The 16,959-nt window shown below is 62.9% G+C and carries 20 protein-coding genes; 12 read left to right on the top strand and 8 right to left on the bottom strand.

Annotation, left to right across the window (positions count from 1 at the left end):
* Positions 1-82: 82 nt before the first annotated feature.
* On the top strand, positions 83-820 hold the full coding sequence (locus tag FJ956_RS22065; RefSeq protein WP_140680569.1) for an ABC transporter permease: 738 nt from the start codon (positions 83-85) through the stop codon (positions 818-820).
* Positions 821-833: 13 nt separating this feature from the next.
* Complete coding sequence (locus tag FJ956_RS22060; RefSeq protein WP_140680531.1) at positions 834-1,616, top strand: ABC transporter ATP-binding protein; 783 nt, start codon at positions 834-836, stop codon at positions 1,614-1,616.
* Between the two features lie 127 nt (positions 1,617-1,743).
* Here the strand turns inward: FJ956_RS22060 and FJ956_RS22055 are convergent, their stop codons facing one another.
* A complete protein-coding gene (locus tag FJ956_RS22055) occupies positions 1,744-2,151 on the bottom strand; it encodes a hypothetical protein (protein WP_140680533.1) in 408 nt (135 codons plus the stop codon).
* Between the two features lie 140 nt (positions 2,152-2,291).
* Here FJ956_RS22055 and FJ956_RS22050 point away from each other — a divergent pair, with 140 nt between their 5' ends.
* The gene (locus tag FJ956_RS22050) at positions 2,292-2,810 is read left to right on the top strand and encodes a MarR family winged helix-turn-helix transcriptional regulator (RefSeq protein WP_140680535.1); all 519 of its coding nucleotides are present in this window, start codon (positions 2,292-2,294) and stop codon (positions 2,808-2,810) included.
* A gap of 4 nt (positions 2,811-2,814) precedes the next feature.
* Here the strand turns inward: FJ956_RS22050 and FJ956_RS22045 are convergent, their stop codons facing one another.
* Together FJ956_RS22045 and FJ956_RS22040 are read right to left on the bottom strand one after the other, a co-directional pair.
* Positions 2,815-3,549 carry a polysaccharide deacetylase family protein gene (locus FJ956_RS22045; RefSeq protein WP_140680537.1) on the bottom strand — a complete coding sequence of 245 codons (735 nt, stop codon included), beginning with the start codon at positions 3,547-3,549 and terminating at the stop codon, positions 2,815-2,817.
* 215 nt (positions 3,550-3,764) lie between these two features.
* The gene (locus FJ956_RS22040; protein ID WP_140680539.1) at positions 3,765-5,834 is read right to left on the bottom strand and encodes an EAL domain-containing protein; all 2,070 of its coding nucleotides are present in this window, start codon (positions 5,832-5,834) and stop codon (positions 3,765-3,767) included.
* Between the two features lie 298 nt (positions 5,835-6,132).
* Between FJ956_RS22040 and FJ956_RS22035 the strand changes: the two genes are divergently transcribed.
* Together FJ956_RS22035 and tdh are read left to right on the top strand one after the other, a co-directional pair.
* Complete coding sequence (locus FJ956_RS22035) at positions 6,133-7,320, top strand: glycine C-acetyltransferase (protein ID WP_140680541.1); 1,188 nt, start codon at positions 6,133-6,135, stop codon at positions 7,318-7,320.
* Positions 7,321-7,538: 218 nt separating this feature from the next.
* On the top strand, positions 7,539-8,573 hold the full coding sequence (gene tdh / locus FJ956_RS22025; protein ID WP_140684931.1) for an L-threonine 3-dehydrogenase: 1,035 nt from the start codon (positions 7,539-7,541) through the stop codon (positions 8,571-8,573).
* Positions 8,574-8,579: 6 nt separating this feature from the next.
* Here tdh and FJ956_RS22020 read toward each other — a convergent pair whose 3' ends face one another.
* Entirely contained in the window at positions 8,580-9,080 is a 501-nt protein-coding gene (locus FJ956_RS22020; protein ID WP_140684932.1) for a DUF2380 domain-containing protein, read from the bottom strand.
* 129 nt (positions 9,081-9,209) lie between these two features.
* The gene (locus FJ956_RS22015) at positions 9,210-9,680 is read right to left on the bottom strand and encodes a MarR family transcriptional regulator (RefSeq protein WP_140684933.1); all 471 of its coding nucleotides are present in this window, start codon (positions 9,678-9,680) and stop codon (positions 9,210-9,212) included.
* A gap of 129 nt (positions 9,681-9,809) precedes the next feature.
* Here FJ956_RS22015 and hmgA point away from each other — a divergent pair, with 129 nt between their 5' ends.
* The 6 genes from hmgA (at position 9,810) to FJ956_RS21985 (ending at position 14,220) form a co-directional block, all read left to right on the top strand.
* Positions 9,810-11,123 (top strand): homogentisate 1,2-dioxygenase, encoded by a 1,314-nt coding sequence (gene hmgA, locus FJ956_RS22010; RefSeq protein ID WP_140684934.1) that lies wholly within the window; start codon positions 9,810-9,812, stop codon positions 11,121-11,123.
* On the top strand, positions 11,120-12,019 hold the full coding sequence (locus FJ956_RS22005) for an MBL fold metallo-hydrolase (protein ID WP_140684935.1): 900 nt from the start codon (positions 11,120-11,122) through the stop codon (positions 12,017-12,019). Before hmgA ends, FJ956_RS22005 begins: the two co-directional genes overlap by 4 nt.
* The gene (locus FJ956_RS22000; protein WP_140684936.1) at positions 12,016-13,029 is read left to right on the top strand and encodes a fumarylacetoacetate hydrolase family protein; all 1,014 of its coding nucleotides are present in this window, start codon (positions 12,016-12,018) and stop codon (positions 13,027-13,029) included. The genes FJ956_RS22005 and FJ956_RS22000 overlap by 4 nt, the downstream gene beginning before the upstream one ends.
* 15 nt (positions 13,030-13,044) lie before the next feature.
* Positions 13,045-13,581, top strand: coding sequence for a DinB family protein (locus FJ956_RS21995; RefSeq protein WP_140684937.1), 537 nt, complete (start codon positions 13,045-13,047; stop codon positions 13,579-13,581).
* Positions 13,582-13,649: 68 nt separating this feature from the next.
* A complete protein-coding gene (locus FJ956_RS21990) occupies positions 13,650-13,907 on the top strand; it encodes a BrnT family toxin (protein ID WP_140684938.1) in 258 nt (85 codons plus the stop codon).
* On the top strand, positions 13,894-14,220 hold the full coding sequence (locus tag FJ956_RS21985) for a BrnA antitoxin family protein (RefSeq protein ID WP_140684939.1): 327 nt from the start codon (positions 13,894-13,896) through the stop codon (positions 14,218-14,220). Before FJ956_RS21990 ends, FJ956_RS21985 begins: the two co-directional genes overlap by 14 nt.
* Positions 14,221-14,341: 121 nt before the next feature.
* On the opposite strand, the gene FJ956_RS21980 is transcribed toward FJ956_RS21985, so the two are convergent.
* The 3 genes from FJ956_RS21980 to hppD are packed head-to-tail and all read right to left on the bottom strand — an operon-like array spanning position 14,342 to position 16,118.
* Positions 14,342-14,716 carry a type II toxin-antitoxin system VapC family toxin gene (locus FJ956_RS21980; RefSeq protein WP_140684940.1) on the bottom strand — a complete coding sequence of 125 codons (375 nt, stop codon included), beginning with the start codon at positions 14,714-14,716 and terminating at the stop codon, positions 14,342-14,344.
* The gene (locus FJ956_RS21975; RefSeq protein ID WP_140684941.1) at positions 14,713-14,943 is read right to left on the bottom strand and encodes a type II toxin-antitoxin system prevent-host-death family antitoxin; all 231 of its coding nucleotides are present in this window, start codon (positions 14,941-14,943) and stop codon (positions 14,713-14,715) included. The genes FJ956_RS21980 and FJ956_RS21975 overlap by 4 nt, the downstream gene beginning before the upstream one ends.
* A gap of 59 nt (positions 14,944-15,002) precedes the next feature.
* Positions 15,003-16,118, bottom strand: coding sequence for a 4-hydroxyphenylpyruvate dioxygenase (hppD, locus tag FJ956_RS21970; RefSeq protein WP_140684942.1), 1,116 nt, complete (start codon positions 16,116-16,118; stop codon positions 15,003-15,005).
* Positions 16,119-16,257: 139 nt separating this feature from the next.
* Here hppD and FJ956_RS21965 point away from each other — a divergent pair, with 139 nt between their 5' ends.
* Positions 16,258-16,725: an Lrp/AsnC family transcriptional regulator gene (locus FJ956_RS21965; RefSeq protein ID WP_140684943.1), complete on the top strand. Its 468-nt coding sequence runs from the start codon at positions 16,258-16,260 to the stop codon at positions 16,723-16,725.
* The last annotated feature ends 234 nt before the right edge of the window (positions 16,726-16,959 follow it).

Raw genomic sequence — 16,959 nt, 5'->3', positions numbered from 1 at the left:
GGCAACCGGACCGGTTGCCGGGCCGGCGAGGCGCCGCCGATCCTCGGGGATCGGTGCGCCGATCGCGCGCTCCCGCTTCCTGATGATCGCCGTGGCCGTCTTTGCCGGCCTCGGCCTCGCCTGGTGGGCGGCAACGGGTCTCGACCTGGTCAAGCCGATCTTCCTGCCGTCGCCTGCCAGCGTGGCAACGCAGCTCGGCAAGCTCTGGGCCGACGGCACGCTGCTCATCGATCTCAAGGCCTCGATCTACCGTATTTCGATCGGCTTTCTTATCGCCTCGGTGCTCGCCATTCCGATCGGCGTGCTCATCGGCAGCTTCCGAACCTGGGAAGCGGCGATCGAGCCGCTGGTCGATTTCATCCGCTACATGCCGGTGGTCGCCTTCGTGCCGCTCTCCATCCTGTGGGCGGGGACGAGCGACGCCCAGAAATTCCTGATCATCTTCATCGGCACGTTCTTCCAGCAGGTGCTGATGATCATGGACAACGTCAAGCGTGTGCCGGCGGACTTCGTCGGTCTCGGCAGGACGCTCGGCCTGCCGGATCGCAAGATCCTGACGCGTATCGTGGTGCCCAGCGCCTTGCCGGGCATCTGGGATACGCTGCGCATCAGCCTGGGCTGGGCCTGGACCTGGCTCGTGCTGGCCGAACTCGTCGCTGCGACGTCCGGGCTCGGCTATCGCATCACCGTCTCGCAGCGCTATTTCCAGACCAACACCATCATCGGCTACATCCTTCTGCTCGGCATGCTCGGCCTCATCACCGACCAAGTCATGAAGGCTCTGGGCAAGGTGCTGTTCCGCCAGGACACCCGTTCATGACGAGGCAAGGCCGATGAATTCCCCCAAACTGCGGATCAAAGGTCTCCACAAGAGCTTCGGCACCGGCGCGCGGCGCACCGAAGTGCTGCGCGACATCAATCTCGACCTCGCCGACAACGAGTTCGTGTCGCTGGTCGGCACGTCGGGCTGCGGCAAGAGCACGCTGCTGTCGATCGTCGCCGGACTGCAGGATTTCGACTCGGGCGATCTCGAGATCGACGGGTCGCCGATCCTGAAGCCCGGCCTCGACCGCGGCGTCGTCTTCCAGTCCTATACGTTGCTGCCCTGGCTGACGGCGCAGCAGAACATCGAGTTCGCTCTCAAGGCCGCCGGCCACGACCGCGCCACCTGCCGCAGGATCGCGCTTGAGCACCTCGATCTGGTCAAGCTCCCGCGCTCGGCCAATCTCTATCCATCCGAACTTTCGGGCGGCATGAAGCAGCGGGTCGCCATTGCGCGCGCGCTTTCCTACCGCCCCAAGATGCTCTTGATGGACGAGCCCTTCGGCGCGCTCGATGCCCTGACGAGGCATCAAATGCAGGAACTCCTGACCCAGATCTGGGAGGAGCACAGGCTTACCGTGCTCTTCGTCACCCACGACGTCGAGGAGGCTGTCTATCTATCGGACCGCATTGCCGTGATGGGCATCGGTCCGGGGCGCATCATGCGGACTTTTGACGTCGACATCGAGCGCCCGCGCCGCGAAGAGGTCATGGAGAGTGCCGTTTTCATGGACCTGCAGCGCAACGTCCACAAGGCCATTCGCGAGGCCTCCAGGCGCCCTGAAATGGCTTAATTTAGGCGGCTCCTCTCGTCGTCCGGCCCGCCGGCTTGTGGCGCGCAACGGACCATTGCAAGGAGAGCCACCTGCCGCTTCGGTCCGTTGCGCGCCGCGCCCGGTCGGTTGCGCCGGCCGTGCGATTTCAAAATAGCTTGGCGGTCGCCATGCAAAACACGGTGATGACCAGCAGCCCGCCGGCGATGCGTTCGCCTCGGGTCATTTTCGCGCGCAACTGGGTCTGCGTGGCTTGGTCGGCCCCAGCCAGCTGCCTGCTGGCGGAGGCGACAAGCGCGCCTTGCACGCCGGCGGCGATCAGCGCCGTCAAGATGCCGAGCGCCAACACCTTCTCCATAGAGCCGAACGCGCCCTCGTGGAAGAAATACCAGAGCAGTATGCCGGTCAGGAACGCCAGGCTGGAGGCGCCGAGCTGCGGCCGGATGAAACGCTCCGCCTTGATCTCCGGATCGCGGGCAACCGCTATGGTCGTGCCGGCCCAGAACACGCCGGCCATGACGTGCAGGCCGATGGTGACGATGTAGACATATTGCATGACCGCATTCCTCTCTGTCGCCCGCCGCGCCGCAGCCATGTCGCGACGCCATCAATAAGACAAAGTTAGATATCTAACGATTAGGTGTCAATGCATGATGCCGAGTTCCACCTTGCCATTGCGTGCTCTACTGTCAGGTCATGACACCGTTTGACCGTCCACCCGTCGGCATGAATCTCGCGCGCACCTCGAAGGTGGTGGCGCAGGCTTTCGATGCCGCGCTGGTCGAGGCTGGCGGCACGCTGCCGGTCTGGCTGACCTTGCTGTCGGTCAAGTCGAAGGAACTGGCCAACCAGCGCGAGCTTGCCGGCATGATCGGCATCCAGGGCGCGACGCTGACGCATCATCTCAACGCCATGGAAGCGCAAGGGTTGCTGACGCGCCGCCGCGATCCGGAAAACCGCAGGGTCCACCAGGTGGCGCTGACCGAGGCCGGCGACGCGCTGTTCGAAAAGCTCCGCCTCGCGGCCGTCGCTTTCGACAAGCGGCTGCGGGCCGGTATTGCCGACGACAGGCTGGCGGAATTCGCCGAGATGCTGGCCGCGTTGCGGGCGAATGTCGAAGCGCCGCGCTTCGGGCGTCTGCTGGCGTCTTTCCCCGGTGACGAGAGCGACATTCCGCCTCGCCCCAGCAGGCCCGCTCGCGAAATCAAATCATAAGCTCTTAGCGATCATAATCGGCTATCGCGCCGAAGGCGTAATGGCGCAGCTTGAGCGCCGCGATCAACGCCGTCAGCTTCGCCTTGCCGTCGAAGGTGTCCTGGAACATTTCGTCATGCATGAGCAGGATCAGCTTGTTCGGCTTGGCGAAATGACCATAGCCGAACAGATGATCGATCTCGCTGACCAAGTGGTCGACGCTCTGCACCGGCTTGCCACTGTCCTCATGGACCCATTCGTGGTCCCAGCCATAGAGCCAGAAGCCGGAGGCCGCGACGAATTCGTAGTCCGGATCCTCGCGCCCTGCCTCCGCCAGCCCCAGCGAATTGTCGTCCTTCGAGTAATTGGGCAGCCGGAACACGTCGCGTCCCGGCAACCGCGCATGCACGGCCGGCTTCAGGCCGAGCACGGCATTCGCCCTGATCATATCGGCGACCACGCCTTCGGTTTCGCCGTAGAAATGCCGGTAGTGATTGTAGGCATGGCTGTAGCTGTGGTTGCCGATCGTCACCAGCGGCATCGATTTTGCCCGCTGCAGCAGCGCCCGGTTGGTGGCGTTGGCCTCGGCATGCATGCCGACCATGAACAGCGTCGCCGGCACCTGCTCGGCCTGCAGCACGTCGAGGATGTTGCTGGTGCCGTTCAGCGGCCCGTCGTCGAACGTGAGGTAGACGGTGCGATCGGCGGCCAAAGCCGGCGACGCGACAAGCAGCAGCAGTAGAAGAAGTCGAAGCCGCATCCGTGAAATCCGTTGGCAATGCCAGCAAGCCCGCCATGCGAGTATGGCTCTGTCAAGCCTCCGCGAGTTGCTCGGGGTCGATTGGGATTCGGGTCAGGCCGAGTCGAGAATGATGGGCTCCGAGAACCGGAGCGGAACGTACTTGAAGTACATGAGCACCGGAAGCGCAGGAGGCCGCCATTCGCAGACCGGCCTCACCCGAATAGCAATTGACCCTAGGCCAAGCTGCCCTGCAGCACCTTCAGCTTCGTCTTCTTCGGGCTGCGCGCCAAAAGCCATTCGCGCGCCTTGTCCTGCGGCATCGGGAAGGCGATCGAATAGCCCTGGACCTGGTCGCAGCCGATCGCCATCAGCGAGTCGAGCTCGGCCTCGGTTTCGGCGCCCTCGGCGACGATCGAGATGCCTAGGCCCCGCGCAAGCTCGGTGATGGCGCGCACGATCTTGGAGTTGTCGCCGTTCTCGTTGATGTTCTGGACGAAGCGGCGGTCGATCTTGAGCCGGTCGATCTCGTTCGGGTTGACGTGGCTGAGCGAGGCATAGCCGGTGCCGAAATCGTCAAGCTCGAGATGCACGCCCGCGGCGCGGATATGGCGCAGCTTCGCGGCGATCCCGGTCTTTTCGTCGTCGAGGATGACGGATTCGACAATTTCCAGCGCCAGCTTCTGCGGCGCCAGCCCCACGCGCTCCAGCGTGCCGAACAGGAAGGCGTCGAAATCGGGCTCGCGCAGCTCCGTGCCCGAGACGTTGACGGCGATGCGCCCGAAATCGATGCCGGCTCGGTCCCATTCGGCGGCTTCCTCGATCGCCTTGGCGATGACGATGCGGCCGATATCCGGCATGAAGCCGCATTTTTCGGCGACGGGGATGAATTCGCCGGGCGAGATCATGCCGCGCGTCGCGTGCTTCCAGCGCACCAGCGCCTCGATGCCGCTGATCTTGCCGCTGGTCAGCGACACCTGCGGCTGGAAATAGACCTCGAAGCTCTTGTTGGCGATCGCGGTGCGGATGTCCTGTTCGAGCTGCTTGCGATAGTCGAGCTCGCGGCGCAGCTCCTCGGAGAAGAAGGAGAAATTGCCGCCGCCGAGCTTCTTGGCGGAATAAAGCGCGAGATCGGCATGGACGAGCAGATCCTGCGCGTTGTCGGCGTCGACCGGATAGACCGCGATGCCGGCGCTGGCGCCGGGCATGATGGTCGTGCCCTGGAACGTGATCGGCTCGTTGATCTCGTCGAGGATGCGCTTGGCCAGCGCATGGATGTCCTCGGTGGTGCCGGCGCCGTTGAGGATCATGACGAACTCGTCGCCGCCAAGCCGTGCGCACAGATCCGACGCGCGGCAGGAATCGCGCATGCGCTGCGCCGTCACCACCAGCACGTAATCGCCGGCGGCATGGCCAAGCGTGTCGTTGATCTGCTTGAAGCGGTCGAGATCGAGCTGGATCACCGCAAGGCGCTCGCGGCGGCGGTGCGCTCCCTTGATCAGCGTTTCGAAATGGTCAGTCAGGAAGGTGCGGTTGTGCAGCCCTGTCAGGCCGTCATGCACGGCGATGAAGGCCATCGAGTTGCGCGCGTCGACCAGCTCGCGCGTCTTGCGCAGGATGGCGTTGGACATCGGCCGGAAGATGAACAGCGCGACCAGCACGATGACGCCGAGGGTGGCGAAGAACAGCGTGCGGTGAAGATTGAGCAATTGACCGGAGCGTTCGTCGGCAAAGGCGCTGATGCGCTGGCCGAGCGCGGCATAGCCGGACAAGGTCGCATTGGCGACGGAGGCGTCGAGGCCGGCGCGCTCGGTGCCTCCCTTGTAGCCCTCGCTCTGCATGCCAAGTTGGGATCCAAACGACGAGGCCAGTCGCTCGCCGTTGGCCACCAGGCCGACGGAGAAATAGTCGAGATGGAACGGCTTGCTGTACAGCACGTATTCGATCGACTTGGGATCGTTGCGCGCCGCCGACAGCGGGTCGGCGCCGGTCTCGGTGAGCAGCCGATCGTAATTGGTCTCGAACTCGCCGGTCGCCTGCTTGAGCGCGGTCGCCAGCGCCGGCTGCTTGTCGCGCGCGGCGGCACCCGTGGCGCTGGCCAGGAAGACGATGCGCTGCGACAGCGCCTTCTGCGTCGAGACGATGTCGAGCAGCGCGTCGTTATGCTGCTGCTGCGCCATCAACTGCTGTAGAAGAATGAAGGACGCCACCACCATGGCGGCAATGATCGTCAGCGCCAGCCAGTAGCCGGTCTTGATGAGCAGGATCAGCTTGCGCGAAACGCTCTGCACTGGCTGCTGCGACATAACTGGGTGACCCCTCCGGTCGACGGATTCCTGCCAAGGATTCGTGGCGGGAAAACGCTTGCCTTGAAAGGGTTAACAGGTCGGCAAGGGGGAGCGGCGGCCGGCATGGCGGTTCGACAATGCTCGCAAGATGGTTATCACGTCCTTTCCCGCACCCGCATTTTTGATCGTATCGCGGCCGCGTCATCGCAGGGATTGCGACCGGGCTTTCGCGGCGCCACCGAAGCGGTCGCTTTTGCGATGGATTTTTTGCAGCCATGGCGCGACAGTCCGGCCTCGAACCGAACAGGGCCGGACCATGAGCAAAGCATTTCTTTCCCACATCGACAGCGAGCTCCAGGGCCTCAAATCGGCCGGGCTCTACAAGTCCGAGCGGGTGATTTCCTCGATGCAGTCCGCCGAGATCGAGGTCGGCGGCGAAAAGGTGCTGAATTTCTGCGCCAACAACTATCTCGGCCTCGCCGATAGCCCGGATTTGCGCGACGCGGCAAAGCACGCGCTCGACCGCTACGGCTACGGCATGGCCTCGGTGCGCTTCATCTGCGGCACGCAGGAGGAGCACAAGCAACTCGAGGCGACGATCTCGTCCTTCCTCGGCATGGACGACACCATCCTCTACTCCTCCTGCTTCGACGCCAATGGCGGCCTGTTCGAGACGCTGCTCGGCGAGGAGGACGCCGTCATTTCGGACGCGCTGAACCACGCCTCGATCATCGACGGCGTCAGGCTCTCCAAGGCCAGGCGCTTTCGCTACGCCAACAACGACATGGCCGATCTCGAAGCGCGGCTGAAGGAGGCGAAGGACTGCCGCTTCCGGCTGATCGCCACCGACGGCGTGTTCTCGATGGACGGCATCATCGCCAATTTGCAGGGCGTCTGCGACCTCGCCGAGAAATACGACGCCATGGTCATGGTCGACGACAGCCATGCGGTCGGCTTCGTCGGCAGGAACGGCCGCGGCTCGGCCGAGCATTGCGGGGTCGAGGGCAGGGTGGACATCATCACCGGCACGCTCGGCAAGGCGCTGGGCGGCGCCTCGGGCGGCTACACGTCGGGCAAAAGCCAAGTGGTCGACTGGCTGCGCCAGCGCTCTCGCCCCTATCTCTTCTCCAACACGCTGATGCCGGCGATCGCCGGCGCCTCGATCAGGGTGTTCGACCTGATCCGCAATGGCGACGCGCTGCGCCAGCGCCTATATGCCAATGCGGATCGGTTCCGGTCCAAGATGGGCAGGCTGGGCTTCACGCTGGCCGGCGCCGATCATCCGATCATCCCGGTGATGCTGGGCGACGCGGCGCTGGCGCAGGAGATGGCCGCGCGCATGCTGAAGCGCGGCATCTATGTCATCGGCTTCTCCTTCCCGGTGGTGCCGAAGGGCCAGGCGCGCATTCGCACGCAGATGTCGGCGGCGCATTCCAGCGCCGACATCGACCGCGCGGTCGAGGCGTTCGGCGAGGTCGGGCGCGAACTCGGTGTAATTAGATAATCGCGAATGTTTACACTCTACGGCGCCCCCCTCTGTCCTGCCGGACATCTCCCCCACTTGGGGGGAGATTGGCAGTTCGGGCGCGGCGTCCATCTTGCAACGTTCGCGATTAGCGAAAGCGAAGGCGATGATCGATCTCCCCCCTTGTGGGGGAGATGTCCGGCAGGACAGAGGGGCGCGCGAAGGATCGCAAACCTCCGCAGCACTGGGAGATCCTGATGTCGAACATGATGAAGGCGCTGGTGAAGGCCAAGGCTGAGCCGGGCATCTGGATGGAACAGGTGCCGGTGCCGGAGATCGGCCCCAACGACGTGCTGATCAAGGTCAGGAAGACCGCGATCTGCGGCACCGACGTCCATATCTACAATTGGGACCAGTGGGCGCAGAAGACCGTGCCGGTGCCGATGGTGACCGGCCACGAATTCGTCGGCACGGTCGCCGATTTCGGCGCCGCGGTCACCGAATACAAGGTCGGCCAGCGCGTCTCGGGCGAAGGCCATATCGTCTGCGGCCATTGCCGCAACTGCCGCGCCGGGCGAGGGCATCTCTGCCGCAACACGCTCGGCGTCGGCGTCAATCGGCCCGGCGCCTTCGGCGAGTACCTGGCGATCCCGCAGCACAATGTCGTGCCGATCCCCGACGACGTGCCGGACGAGATCGCGGCGATCTTCGATCCGCTCGGCAATGCGGTGCACACCGCATTGTCCTTCGACCTGGTCGGCGAGGACGTGCTGGTCACCGGCGCCGGGCCGATCGGCATCATGGGCGCGCTGATCGCGCAATGCGTCGGCGCGCGAAAAGTCGTCATCACCGACATCAATCCGGTCCGGCTGGATCTGGCCCGAAAACTCGGGGTGCAGCACGTCGTCGACGCCTCGAAGGAGAAGCTGCGCGACGTGATGCCTTCGATCGGCATGAGCGAAGGTTTCGACGTCGGGCTGGAGATGTCGGGCGCCGCGCCTGCCTTCCGCGACATGATCGACACCATGAACAATGGCGGCAAGATCGCCATCCTCGGCATCGCGCCGACCGGCTTCGAGATCGACTGGAACAAGGTCATCTTCAAGATGTTGCACCTGAAGGGCATCTACGGCCGCGAGATGTTCGAGACCTGGTACAAAATGATCGCCCTGGTGCAGGGGCCGCTGGATGTCTCGGGGCTGATCACGCACCGGATCGGGGTCGACGATTTCCAAGTGGGGTTCGATGCGATGCGGAGCGGCAGTTCGGGCAAGGTTGTGATGGATTGGTAGGCCGCCTTACCGCAGAATTCTGTTTGTCATCAGCCATTTCACGGAGCGGGGCCACGCGTAATTCGCACCCATGCGAAGATCGGTGAAGCCCTGCGAGACAGGTCTGCCGGTCTCGGCGTCGAGGATGCGGATGAACATGGTATGTTCTGTTCGGTTGACGCGCGTCACGACGCCAAGCAAGGCAAGAGATGCGCCGTGTTCCCTCGCGATTTTGCCTTCGCAGCCGCCGCAGTTGCGCAGTCCGTGCGGCGCAGCTGGCTGCTCATTCCGGGCTGGTTGGTCGATGACCGCAAAACGCCCGGATTTAGAGAGCATGTCCTTTGCGACTTGTGCCGACTCGGACAGATAGCGCCTGTCGTGTTCATCCGGCGGAATTATCCCCGCTCCAGCGCTCTTGTCTTCCAGTTCAAAAGGAAACACCTCGATTGACGTTGGCTTTGCCTGCTGGGCATGCGCGGATACGCCCGCAAGCAACGTCGCCAGAAGAGTCAATGTGCGAATGCGCATGATAAGTCCTCCCTTCGATGTAGTCCTCCCGCCGGTGCTGCGGCAACTATAGACGGCTTGACCGCCAAAATCACGCTCAGCCGGAATCTCGAGCTGGGACCGAGGCTTGTTTCGCACGGCCTTGGTCGTTCAGAATGAGCGAGCCCGACCTCGGCTGTTGCCCAGGGTCAGACTGGCTTCGAGCGCGGCCAGCCCTTCTGCGATCGCCGCGCGCTCTTCCACACCAAGCCTTCCCAGCAGCTCCCGTTCAAACGCCTTCGCCAGCGGCACCATCTCGCGATAAGCCGCGAGCCCCGCTTTAGTCAGCGTCAGGCGCTCGACGCGGCGATCCTTCTCGTCCGGCGTGCGCGTCAGCCAGCGCCGGCGCTCCAATTCGGCGACCGCACGCGAAACCTTGGTCTTGTGCATGGCCGACTGCTCGCCGAGCTCGGTCGCCGTCATCGTGCCGCGCTGGCCAATGCCTGATAGCGTGCGCCATTCCGGCCGCGTCAGGCCATGCCGATCTTTGTAGATTTTCGAGAATTCGCGGCTGACGGTGTCGGCCAGCCGGTAGAGCCGGTACGGCAGGAAGTCTTCCAGCTCGAGGATATCCGGTTCCATGGAGCGCTCCCGGCGTGCAACACAGCCGTTGATAGTTACATTTTCGATGGTTACAAATGAAACCAGTTTGGTCAACGTCGCCGGCTGGCCAGTTCTCGAAGCTCGCAAGCCGGGATCAGGGAGGATCGGATGGCCTTTTCCTACATGCCGGGTTTCGGCAATGATTTCGAGACCGAGACGCTGCCCGGCTCACTGCCGCAGGGGCGCAACTCGCCGCAGCGGCCGGCCTACGGGCTCTATGCCGAGCAGCTGTCGGGCTCGCCCTTCACCGCCCCTCGCGGCACCAACGAGCGCTCCTGGCTTTACCGCATTCGCCCGAGTGTGAAACACACCGGCCGCTTCAAGGGGGCGAGCTATCCATTATGGAAGACCGGGCCGAATATCGGCGACCACGAGCTGGCGCTCGGTCAGTATCGCTGGAACCCGACACCAATGCCCGGCGAGCCGACGGACTTCATCTCCGGCATGCGCACCTTCACCACGGCCGGCGACGCGGTCGGCCAGTCCGGCATGGCCGCGCATGTCTATGTCGCCAACCGCTCGATGGCGGACGACCACTTCTTCAACGCCGACGGCGAATTGCTGGTCGTGCCGCAGGTCGGCGCGCTGCGCTTCGTCACCGAGATGGGCGTGATCGAGCTTAGTCCCGGCGAGATCGCCGTGCTGCCGCGCGGCCTCGTCTTCAAGGTCGAGCTCGCCGACAAGGAGGCGCGCGGCTATGTCTGCGAGAACTACGGCGCCAAGTTCACCATGCCCGACCGCGGGCCGATCGGCGCCAATTGCCTGGCCAACCCGCGCGACTTCAAGACGCCCTGCGCCTGGTTCGAGGAGAAGGAGACGCCCTGCCGGCTGATCGTCAAATGGTGCGGCGCCTTCCACGTTACCGAGCTCGGCCATTCGCCGCTTGATGTCGTCGCCTGGCACGGCAACTACGCGCCCTACAAATATGATCTGGCGACGTTTTCGCCCGTCGGCGCCCTCCTGTTCGATCACCCGGACCCGTCGATCTTCACGGTGCTGACGGCGCCAAGCGGCGAGGAGGGCACGGCCAATGTCGACTTCGTCATCTTCCCGCCGCGCTGGCTGGTGGCGGAAAACACGTTTCGGCCGCCGTGGTACCACCGCAACATCATGAGCGAGTTCATGGGCCTGATCCATGGCCAGTACGACGCCAAGGAGGAGGGTTTTGTGCCCGGCGGCATCAGCCTGCACAATCAGATGCTGGCGCATGGGCCGGACGCATCCGGCTTCGAGAAAGCGACGCAGGCCGACCTAAAGCCGGTGAAGCTCGACAACACCATGGCCTTCATGTTCGAGACGCGCTTCCCCCAGATGCTGACGCGCTACGCCGCCGAGCTCGGCACTTTGCAGGAGAACTACATCGACTGCTGGGCCGACCTGAAGAAGCGTTTCAACGGCACACCAGAGGGCGACTGGTCTTGAGTGCCGAAAACGTGGGTCGGCTCGTCCTGCTCGACTCCAAGGGCGGTCCGGCAGTCCGGCCGGGCGGCCCCTGGCCGAGTTCGTCGCTGCTCGAAATCGGCGGGCGCACCGTCGTCGTCGATTGCGGACTTGGCGTCACGCGGGCGCTGACTGATGCCGGCGTCAGCCTGCAGGCGCTCGACCTGATCTTCATCACGCACCTTCATTCCGACCACGTTCTGGAACTCGGGTCGCTGATCCATACCGCTTGGACGGCGGGCCTGGCGATGCCGGTCAGCGTTTTCGGCCCGCCGGGTACAAGGGACCACTGGCGGCATTTCTGCCAGGCGATGGCGTTCGACATCGAAATCCGCATCGACGACGAAGGCAGGCCGGATGTTCGCGACCTCGTCACCGTCAAGGAGTTCGGCGAAGGATCGGTCCTGGACCAGCGCGACCTGACGGTGAGGGCGCTGCGCGTCGACCATCCGCCCGTGACCGACTGTTTTGCGCTGCGTTTCGAGCATGGCGGCAAGAGCGTGGTGTTTTCCGCCGACACAGCGTTCTTTCCGCCGCTGGCCGGGTTTGCCAGCGGCGCCGACATCCTTGTCCATGAAGCCATGCTGGAGGAGGGCGTGGAAAGGCTGATCGCCAGGACCGGCAACGGCGCGCGGCTGCGCGAGCACCTCTTTGCCAGCCATAGCCTGGCCGAGGAGGCAGGCCGCATAGCCAGCGAGGCCCGCGTCGGCAGGTTGGTGCTCAACCACCTCATTCCTGCCGACGATCCCGCCATCGGTGAGGACGATTGGATCGACGCCGTCAGGAAAACTTGGTCCGGCGACTTGACGATTGCCCGCGACGGCCTTGTTGTACCGCTAAGCGGCGAACACGCCGCTTCAGGAGAGGAAACCGCATGAAGCTTGCCACATTGAAGAACGGGACGCGCGACGGAAAACTGGTCGTGGTCTCGCGCGATCTCACGCGGTTCACCGATGCCTCGTTCCTGGTGCCGACGCTGCAGGCCGCGCTCGACGATTGGCGCCGCATTGCGCCGCATCTGGCGGCGATGGCGGAATCGCTCGAGACCAACGCAGTTCCCTCGGCGCGTTTCCACGAGCACGACGCGCATTCGCCGCTGCCGCGCGCCTATCAATGGGCGGATGGTTCGGCCTATGTGAACCATGTCGAGCTGGTGCGGAAGGCACGCGGCGCCGAGATGCCGGCAAGCTTCTGGACCGATCCGCTGATCTACCAGGGCGGCTCGGACTCCTTCATTGCCCCGCGCGATCCGATCCGCATGGCCGACGAGGCCTTCGGCATCGACATGGAGGCGGAGGTCGCCGTCATCGTCGACGACGTGCCGATGGGCGCCGGACTGGACGAGGCGAGGAACGCGATCCGGCTGGTGATGCTGGTCAACGATGTCACGCTGCGTGCCATCACCGGGCCGGAACTGGCCAAAGGGTTTGGCTTCTTCCAATCGAAACCGTCGTCCGCCTTTTCGCCGGTTGCCGTCACGCCCGACGAACTGGGCGACGCCTGGGACGGCGGCAAGGTCAATCTCGCGCTGCTCGCCGATCTCAACGGCAAGCCGTTCGGCCGCGCCAATGCCGGCGTCGACATGACCTTCGATTTTCCGGCGCTGATCGTGCATGCCGCCAAGACGCGGCCGCTCGCCGCCGGCACCATCATCGGCTCGGGCACCGTATCCAACAAGCTCAATGGCGGGCCGGGCAAGCCGGTTGCGGCGGGAGGCGGCGGCTATTCCTGCATCGCCGAGCTGCGCATGATCGAGACCATCGAGAGCGGCGAGCCGAAGACGCCTTTCCTGCGTTTCGGCGACACGGTGCGCATCGAAATGAAGGACAAGGCTGGACATTCGATCTTCGGCGCCATCGAGCAGAAGGTCGAGAAATACGAGAGGTGAGGGGGCATTGAGGCGGTGACCATGCTGGAGCATCTGCGCCGCATGGCGCGCAACAATCTCTGGTCGAACGACCGGCTCTACTGCGCTGTGCTCACGTTGAAGCCTGGCGAGTTCGAGGCCGTGCGCACCAGCTTCTTTCCGTCGATCAGGGAGACGCTCAACCACATCCTCGCGGTCGACCGTCTCTATCTCGATTTCCTGACCGATGGCGGCCTAGGCGCCTCGGCATACGACACCTTCCTGCCGTTCGACGATGTGGCGAGTCTGGCGGCGGCACAGGCCGATTTCGACCGTCGGCTGATTGCCTTCTGCGATCGTCTGTCCGAAGCCGATCTTGACCGCCGCGTCGTCACCGACAGGCGCGAGGACGGCATGATCCCCGAAAAGATCGGCGATATACTCGCCCATGTCTTCCTGCACGACATCCATCACCGCGGCCAGGTGCACGCCATGCTCGCCGGCACATCGGTAGCGCCGCCGCAGCTCGATGAATTCCTGCTCGACTATGACCTGAAGCTCAGAAAGGATGAAGTCGAGCGATTGGGGTTGTGAACGAGACGACCTGAAAATTATTGTAGTTACGAAAATTATTGACTTAATTATTGTAGGTACATAAATTCATGAAGATCGTTTGGGATGAGCCGAAGCGACTGGCCAACATCGAGAAGCACGGGCTGGATTTTGCCGTTGTGGATGACGGATTCTTTCTCACGTCGACAATCCGGACAGCCAAGGCCGGACGCTTCATGGCGATCGGGTGGCTTGTTGGCGGAGTCGTTGCGGTGATCTTTGCCCGGCTTGGCTCCGAGGGCATTTCGATAATTTCGATGCGGCCGGCCAACCAGGCGGAAAGGAGATTGTTCGATGGCAAAGTCTAAGCTGAACATCACGGAGCCAGACAAGGAATTCCAGCCAGGCAAGGGCTTCACGAAGGAAGATTGGGACGCCGTTTCCGACAATCCCGAGTGGACTGAGGAGGACTTTCGAAACGCTCGTCCCTTCACCGAGGTCTTTCCCGACCTAGCCGAAAGCATCCGCCGGGCGCGCGGCCGGCCGGCGCTCGACAATCCGAAGAAGCAAGTGACGCTGCGGCTCGACAGCGATGTGATCGCCCGCTTTCGCGCCGGCGGACCCGGCTGGCAGAGCCGGATAAACGATATCCTGCGCAAAGCCGCTGGTCTCCAAAAGTAGCTCGCTCAGCATCGACGCCGGATAGTGCGACCTACTCGCTTTGGTCATGGCGCCCCAAGGACGATTCCCGCTCGACTACGATATTAAGCCGAGGAAGGGTGAGTCGGGCTGCACCGGATGCTTAGACCAACGCAACGTCGTAGGCTGTGAAGTGCCGATCCGCAGTGACCATCGTCAGACCTTCGATTTGAGCCTGCGCGATGAGCAGACGGTCGAATGGATCCCGATGATGAAGCGGCAGATGCTCAAGCCTCGCTGCGTGCAATTCATTGACGCCGAGGATCGGAATACCGTTCGACCGCAAGATTTCGACGATATTGCCTGTGAGCGTGACTTTGCCGAGCGATTTCTTGATGGCGATCTCTGCCACCGAGATTGCGCTGACGACCACATCCTCGCCCGCAAGAAAGATGTCGCGATGATGATCCGAAAGACGTGAATCCGCATTGAGAACCCACAGCAAAATATGGGTGTCGACCAGATATTTTCTGCTCATTTAACAATGTACTCGTCCCATTCGGGACCAAGTTCATCGAAATCATCCGATATCCAGATTTGGCCTTTCAGGGCACCAAACAGGCCCTTGCTCCCCGCAGGCCGGGTAGGGGCGCTCAAGGTTGCCACAATCTCCCCGTGCCGGGTCAGATTGATCTCTTCGCCGGCCTGGGCACGCTTGACCAACTCGGCGAGTTTGGCCTTTGCTTTTGCCATCGGAACGTTCATTGCCAAACCTCTTATGACCAGAATTTAGGTCATAATTGGTCCGGCCGCAAGCTCAAGCGCTACGCCGCCTTGCCGTCCAGCTTGATGACGCCGCGCTTGATCTGGTCCTGCTCGATCGATTCGAACAGCGCGCGGAAATTGCCCTCGCCAAAGCCTTCGTCCCCCTTGCGCTGGATGAACTCGAAGAAAATCGGCCCGATGACAGTCTTGGAAAAGATCTGCAGCAGGATCTTGGTCGTGCCGCCATCGACCACGCCTTCGCCGTCGATCAGGATGCCGTGCTTCTTCATGCGCTCGATCGGCTCGTCATGGCCGTTCACGCGGTCGTGCGACATCTCGTAATAAGTGTCGGGTGGGCCGGGCATGAATTTCAGCCCGTTGGCGGCGAGCTTGTCGGTGGCCTCGTAGATGGCGTCGGTGCCGACGGCGATATGCTGGATGCCCTCGCCATTATACTTCTTGAGGTATTCGGCGATCTGGCTGGTCTCGTCCTTGGACTCGTTCAGCGGAATGCGGATCTTGCCGCAGGGCGAAGTGATGGCGCGGCTGACAAGACCGGTGATCTTGCCGTCGATATCGAAGAAATGGATCTGCTTGAAGCCGAACAGGTCGCGGTAGAAATCCCACCATTTGTCCATGTTGCCGCGATAGACATTGTGAGTGAGGTGGTCGAGGAAATAGAAGCCGACGCCTTCCGGCTTCGGGTCGCGCTCGCCCAGCCACTCGAACTCGGCATCATAGGCCGAACCCTTTTCGCCATAGGTCTCGATGAAATAGAGGAGCGATCCGCCGATGCCGACGATCGCCGGCACGTCCAGCGCCTTGTCGGCGCCTTCATAGGGCGTGGCGCCCTTCGACACGGCATGGTCGAAAGCGTGCTTGGCATCGACCACGCGCCACGCCATCGAGGCGGCGCAGGGGCCGTGCTTTTCGACGAACTTCATCGCATGCGAGCCGGGCTCGGCATTGACGACGTAGTTGATGTCGCCCTGGCGCCAGACGGTGATGTCCTTGCTGCGATGCCTGGCCACCGCGACATAGCCCATGCGGGTGAAAAGCTCGGCGAGCTTTTCGGGCTCCGAATGCGCGAACTCGACGAATTCGAAACCGTCGGTGCCGGCCGGGTTTTGCTTGCTGATTTTCGCGGGCGGGGCGTCGTGCGGGAAGGGGCCCATGGCAATCCTCCGAAAAGCTGTCGCGGCCGTGCTTGGCCAATTTTCACGATGATAGCGCGAAGCCGCCGCACGGTGCTTGCATTCAACCGCTTGAAATGCGCATCATGCGCGTAAATTGTGCATGATTGGAGGAATATCCATGGATGGTGCGCGCCTGGACCAATTTGATCGCAAGATAATGGCGCTTTTGCAGGACGATGCGCGATTCACCAACAGCGACCTGGCGGAGCGCGTGAACCTGTCGCCCTCGCAATGCTCGCGCCGCCGGCTGCGGCTCGAAGAGGACGGCTATATCAAGGGCTACCGCGCCGTGCTCGACCGCGATCGTCTGGGCTTTTCGCTGGTCAACGTCATCTCGGTGACTTTAGCCACCCACAACCGAGACAATGCGCGGCGTTTCGGCGAACTGGTGGCGCGGCTACCGGAAGTGCAGGAGGCGCACGCGCTGACCGGCGAGATGGATTACATCCTGAAGGTGGTGACGCCCGACCTCAAATCATTGTCCGAGTTCGTCAACGGCGTGCTCCTCCCGCATGAATCCGTGCAGCACGTGAAGACGGCGATCGTGCTGGAGACGCTCAAGGAAACCGGCGCGCTGCCGATATAGTTCTCGCGGATTTATTGGACAGGCTGGCGGGACAGCGCCGCCCTCTGGCCTGCCGGCCATCTCCCCCACGAGGGGGGAGATTAGATGTCGCGCCGACTTTCGCCAATCTCCAACCCTGCAGGAATTGTGCCTTCGGCGAAGCTGCCAATCTCCCCCCTGTATGGACTGGGGACATCGCGAACAGGTGTGCGAAGACATCGCGAACAGTTTCCCATGCTAGCGCTGGAACTGGTT

This window comes from Mesorhizobium sp. B2-4-3, from assembly GCF_006442815.1.
Lineage (GTDB): Bacteria > Pseudomonadota > Alphaproteobacteria > Rhizobiales > Rhizobiaceae > Mesorhizobium.
This window is presented reverse-complemented; position numbering and strand designations above follow the sequence as displayed.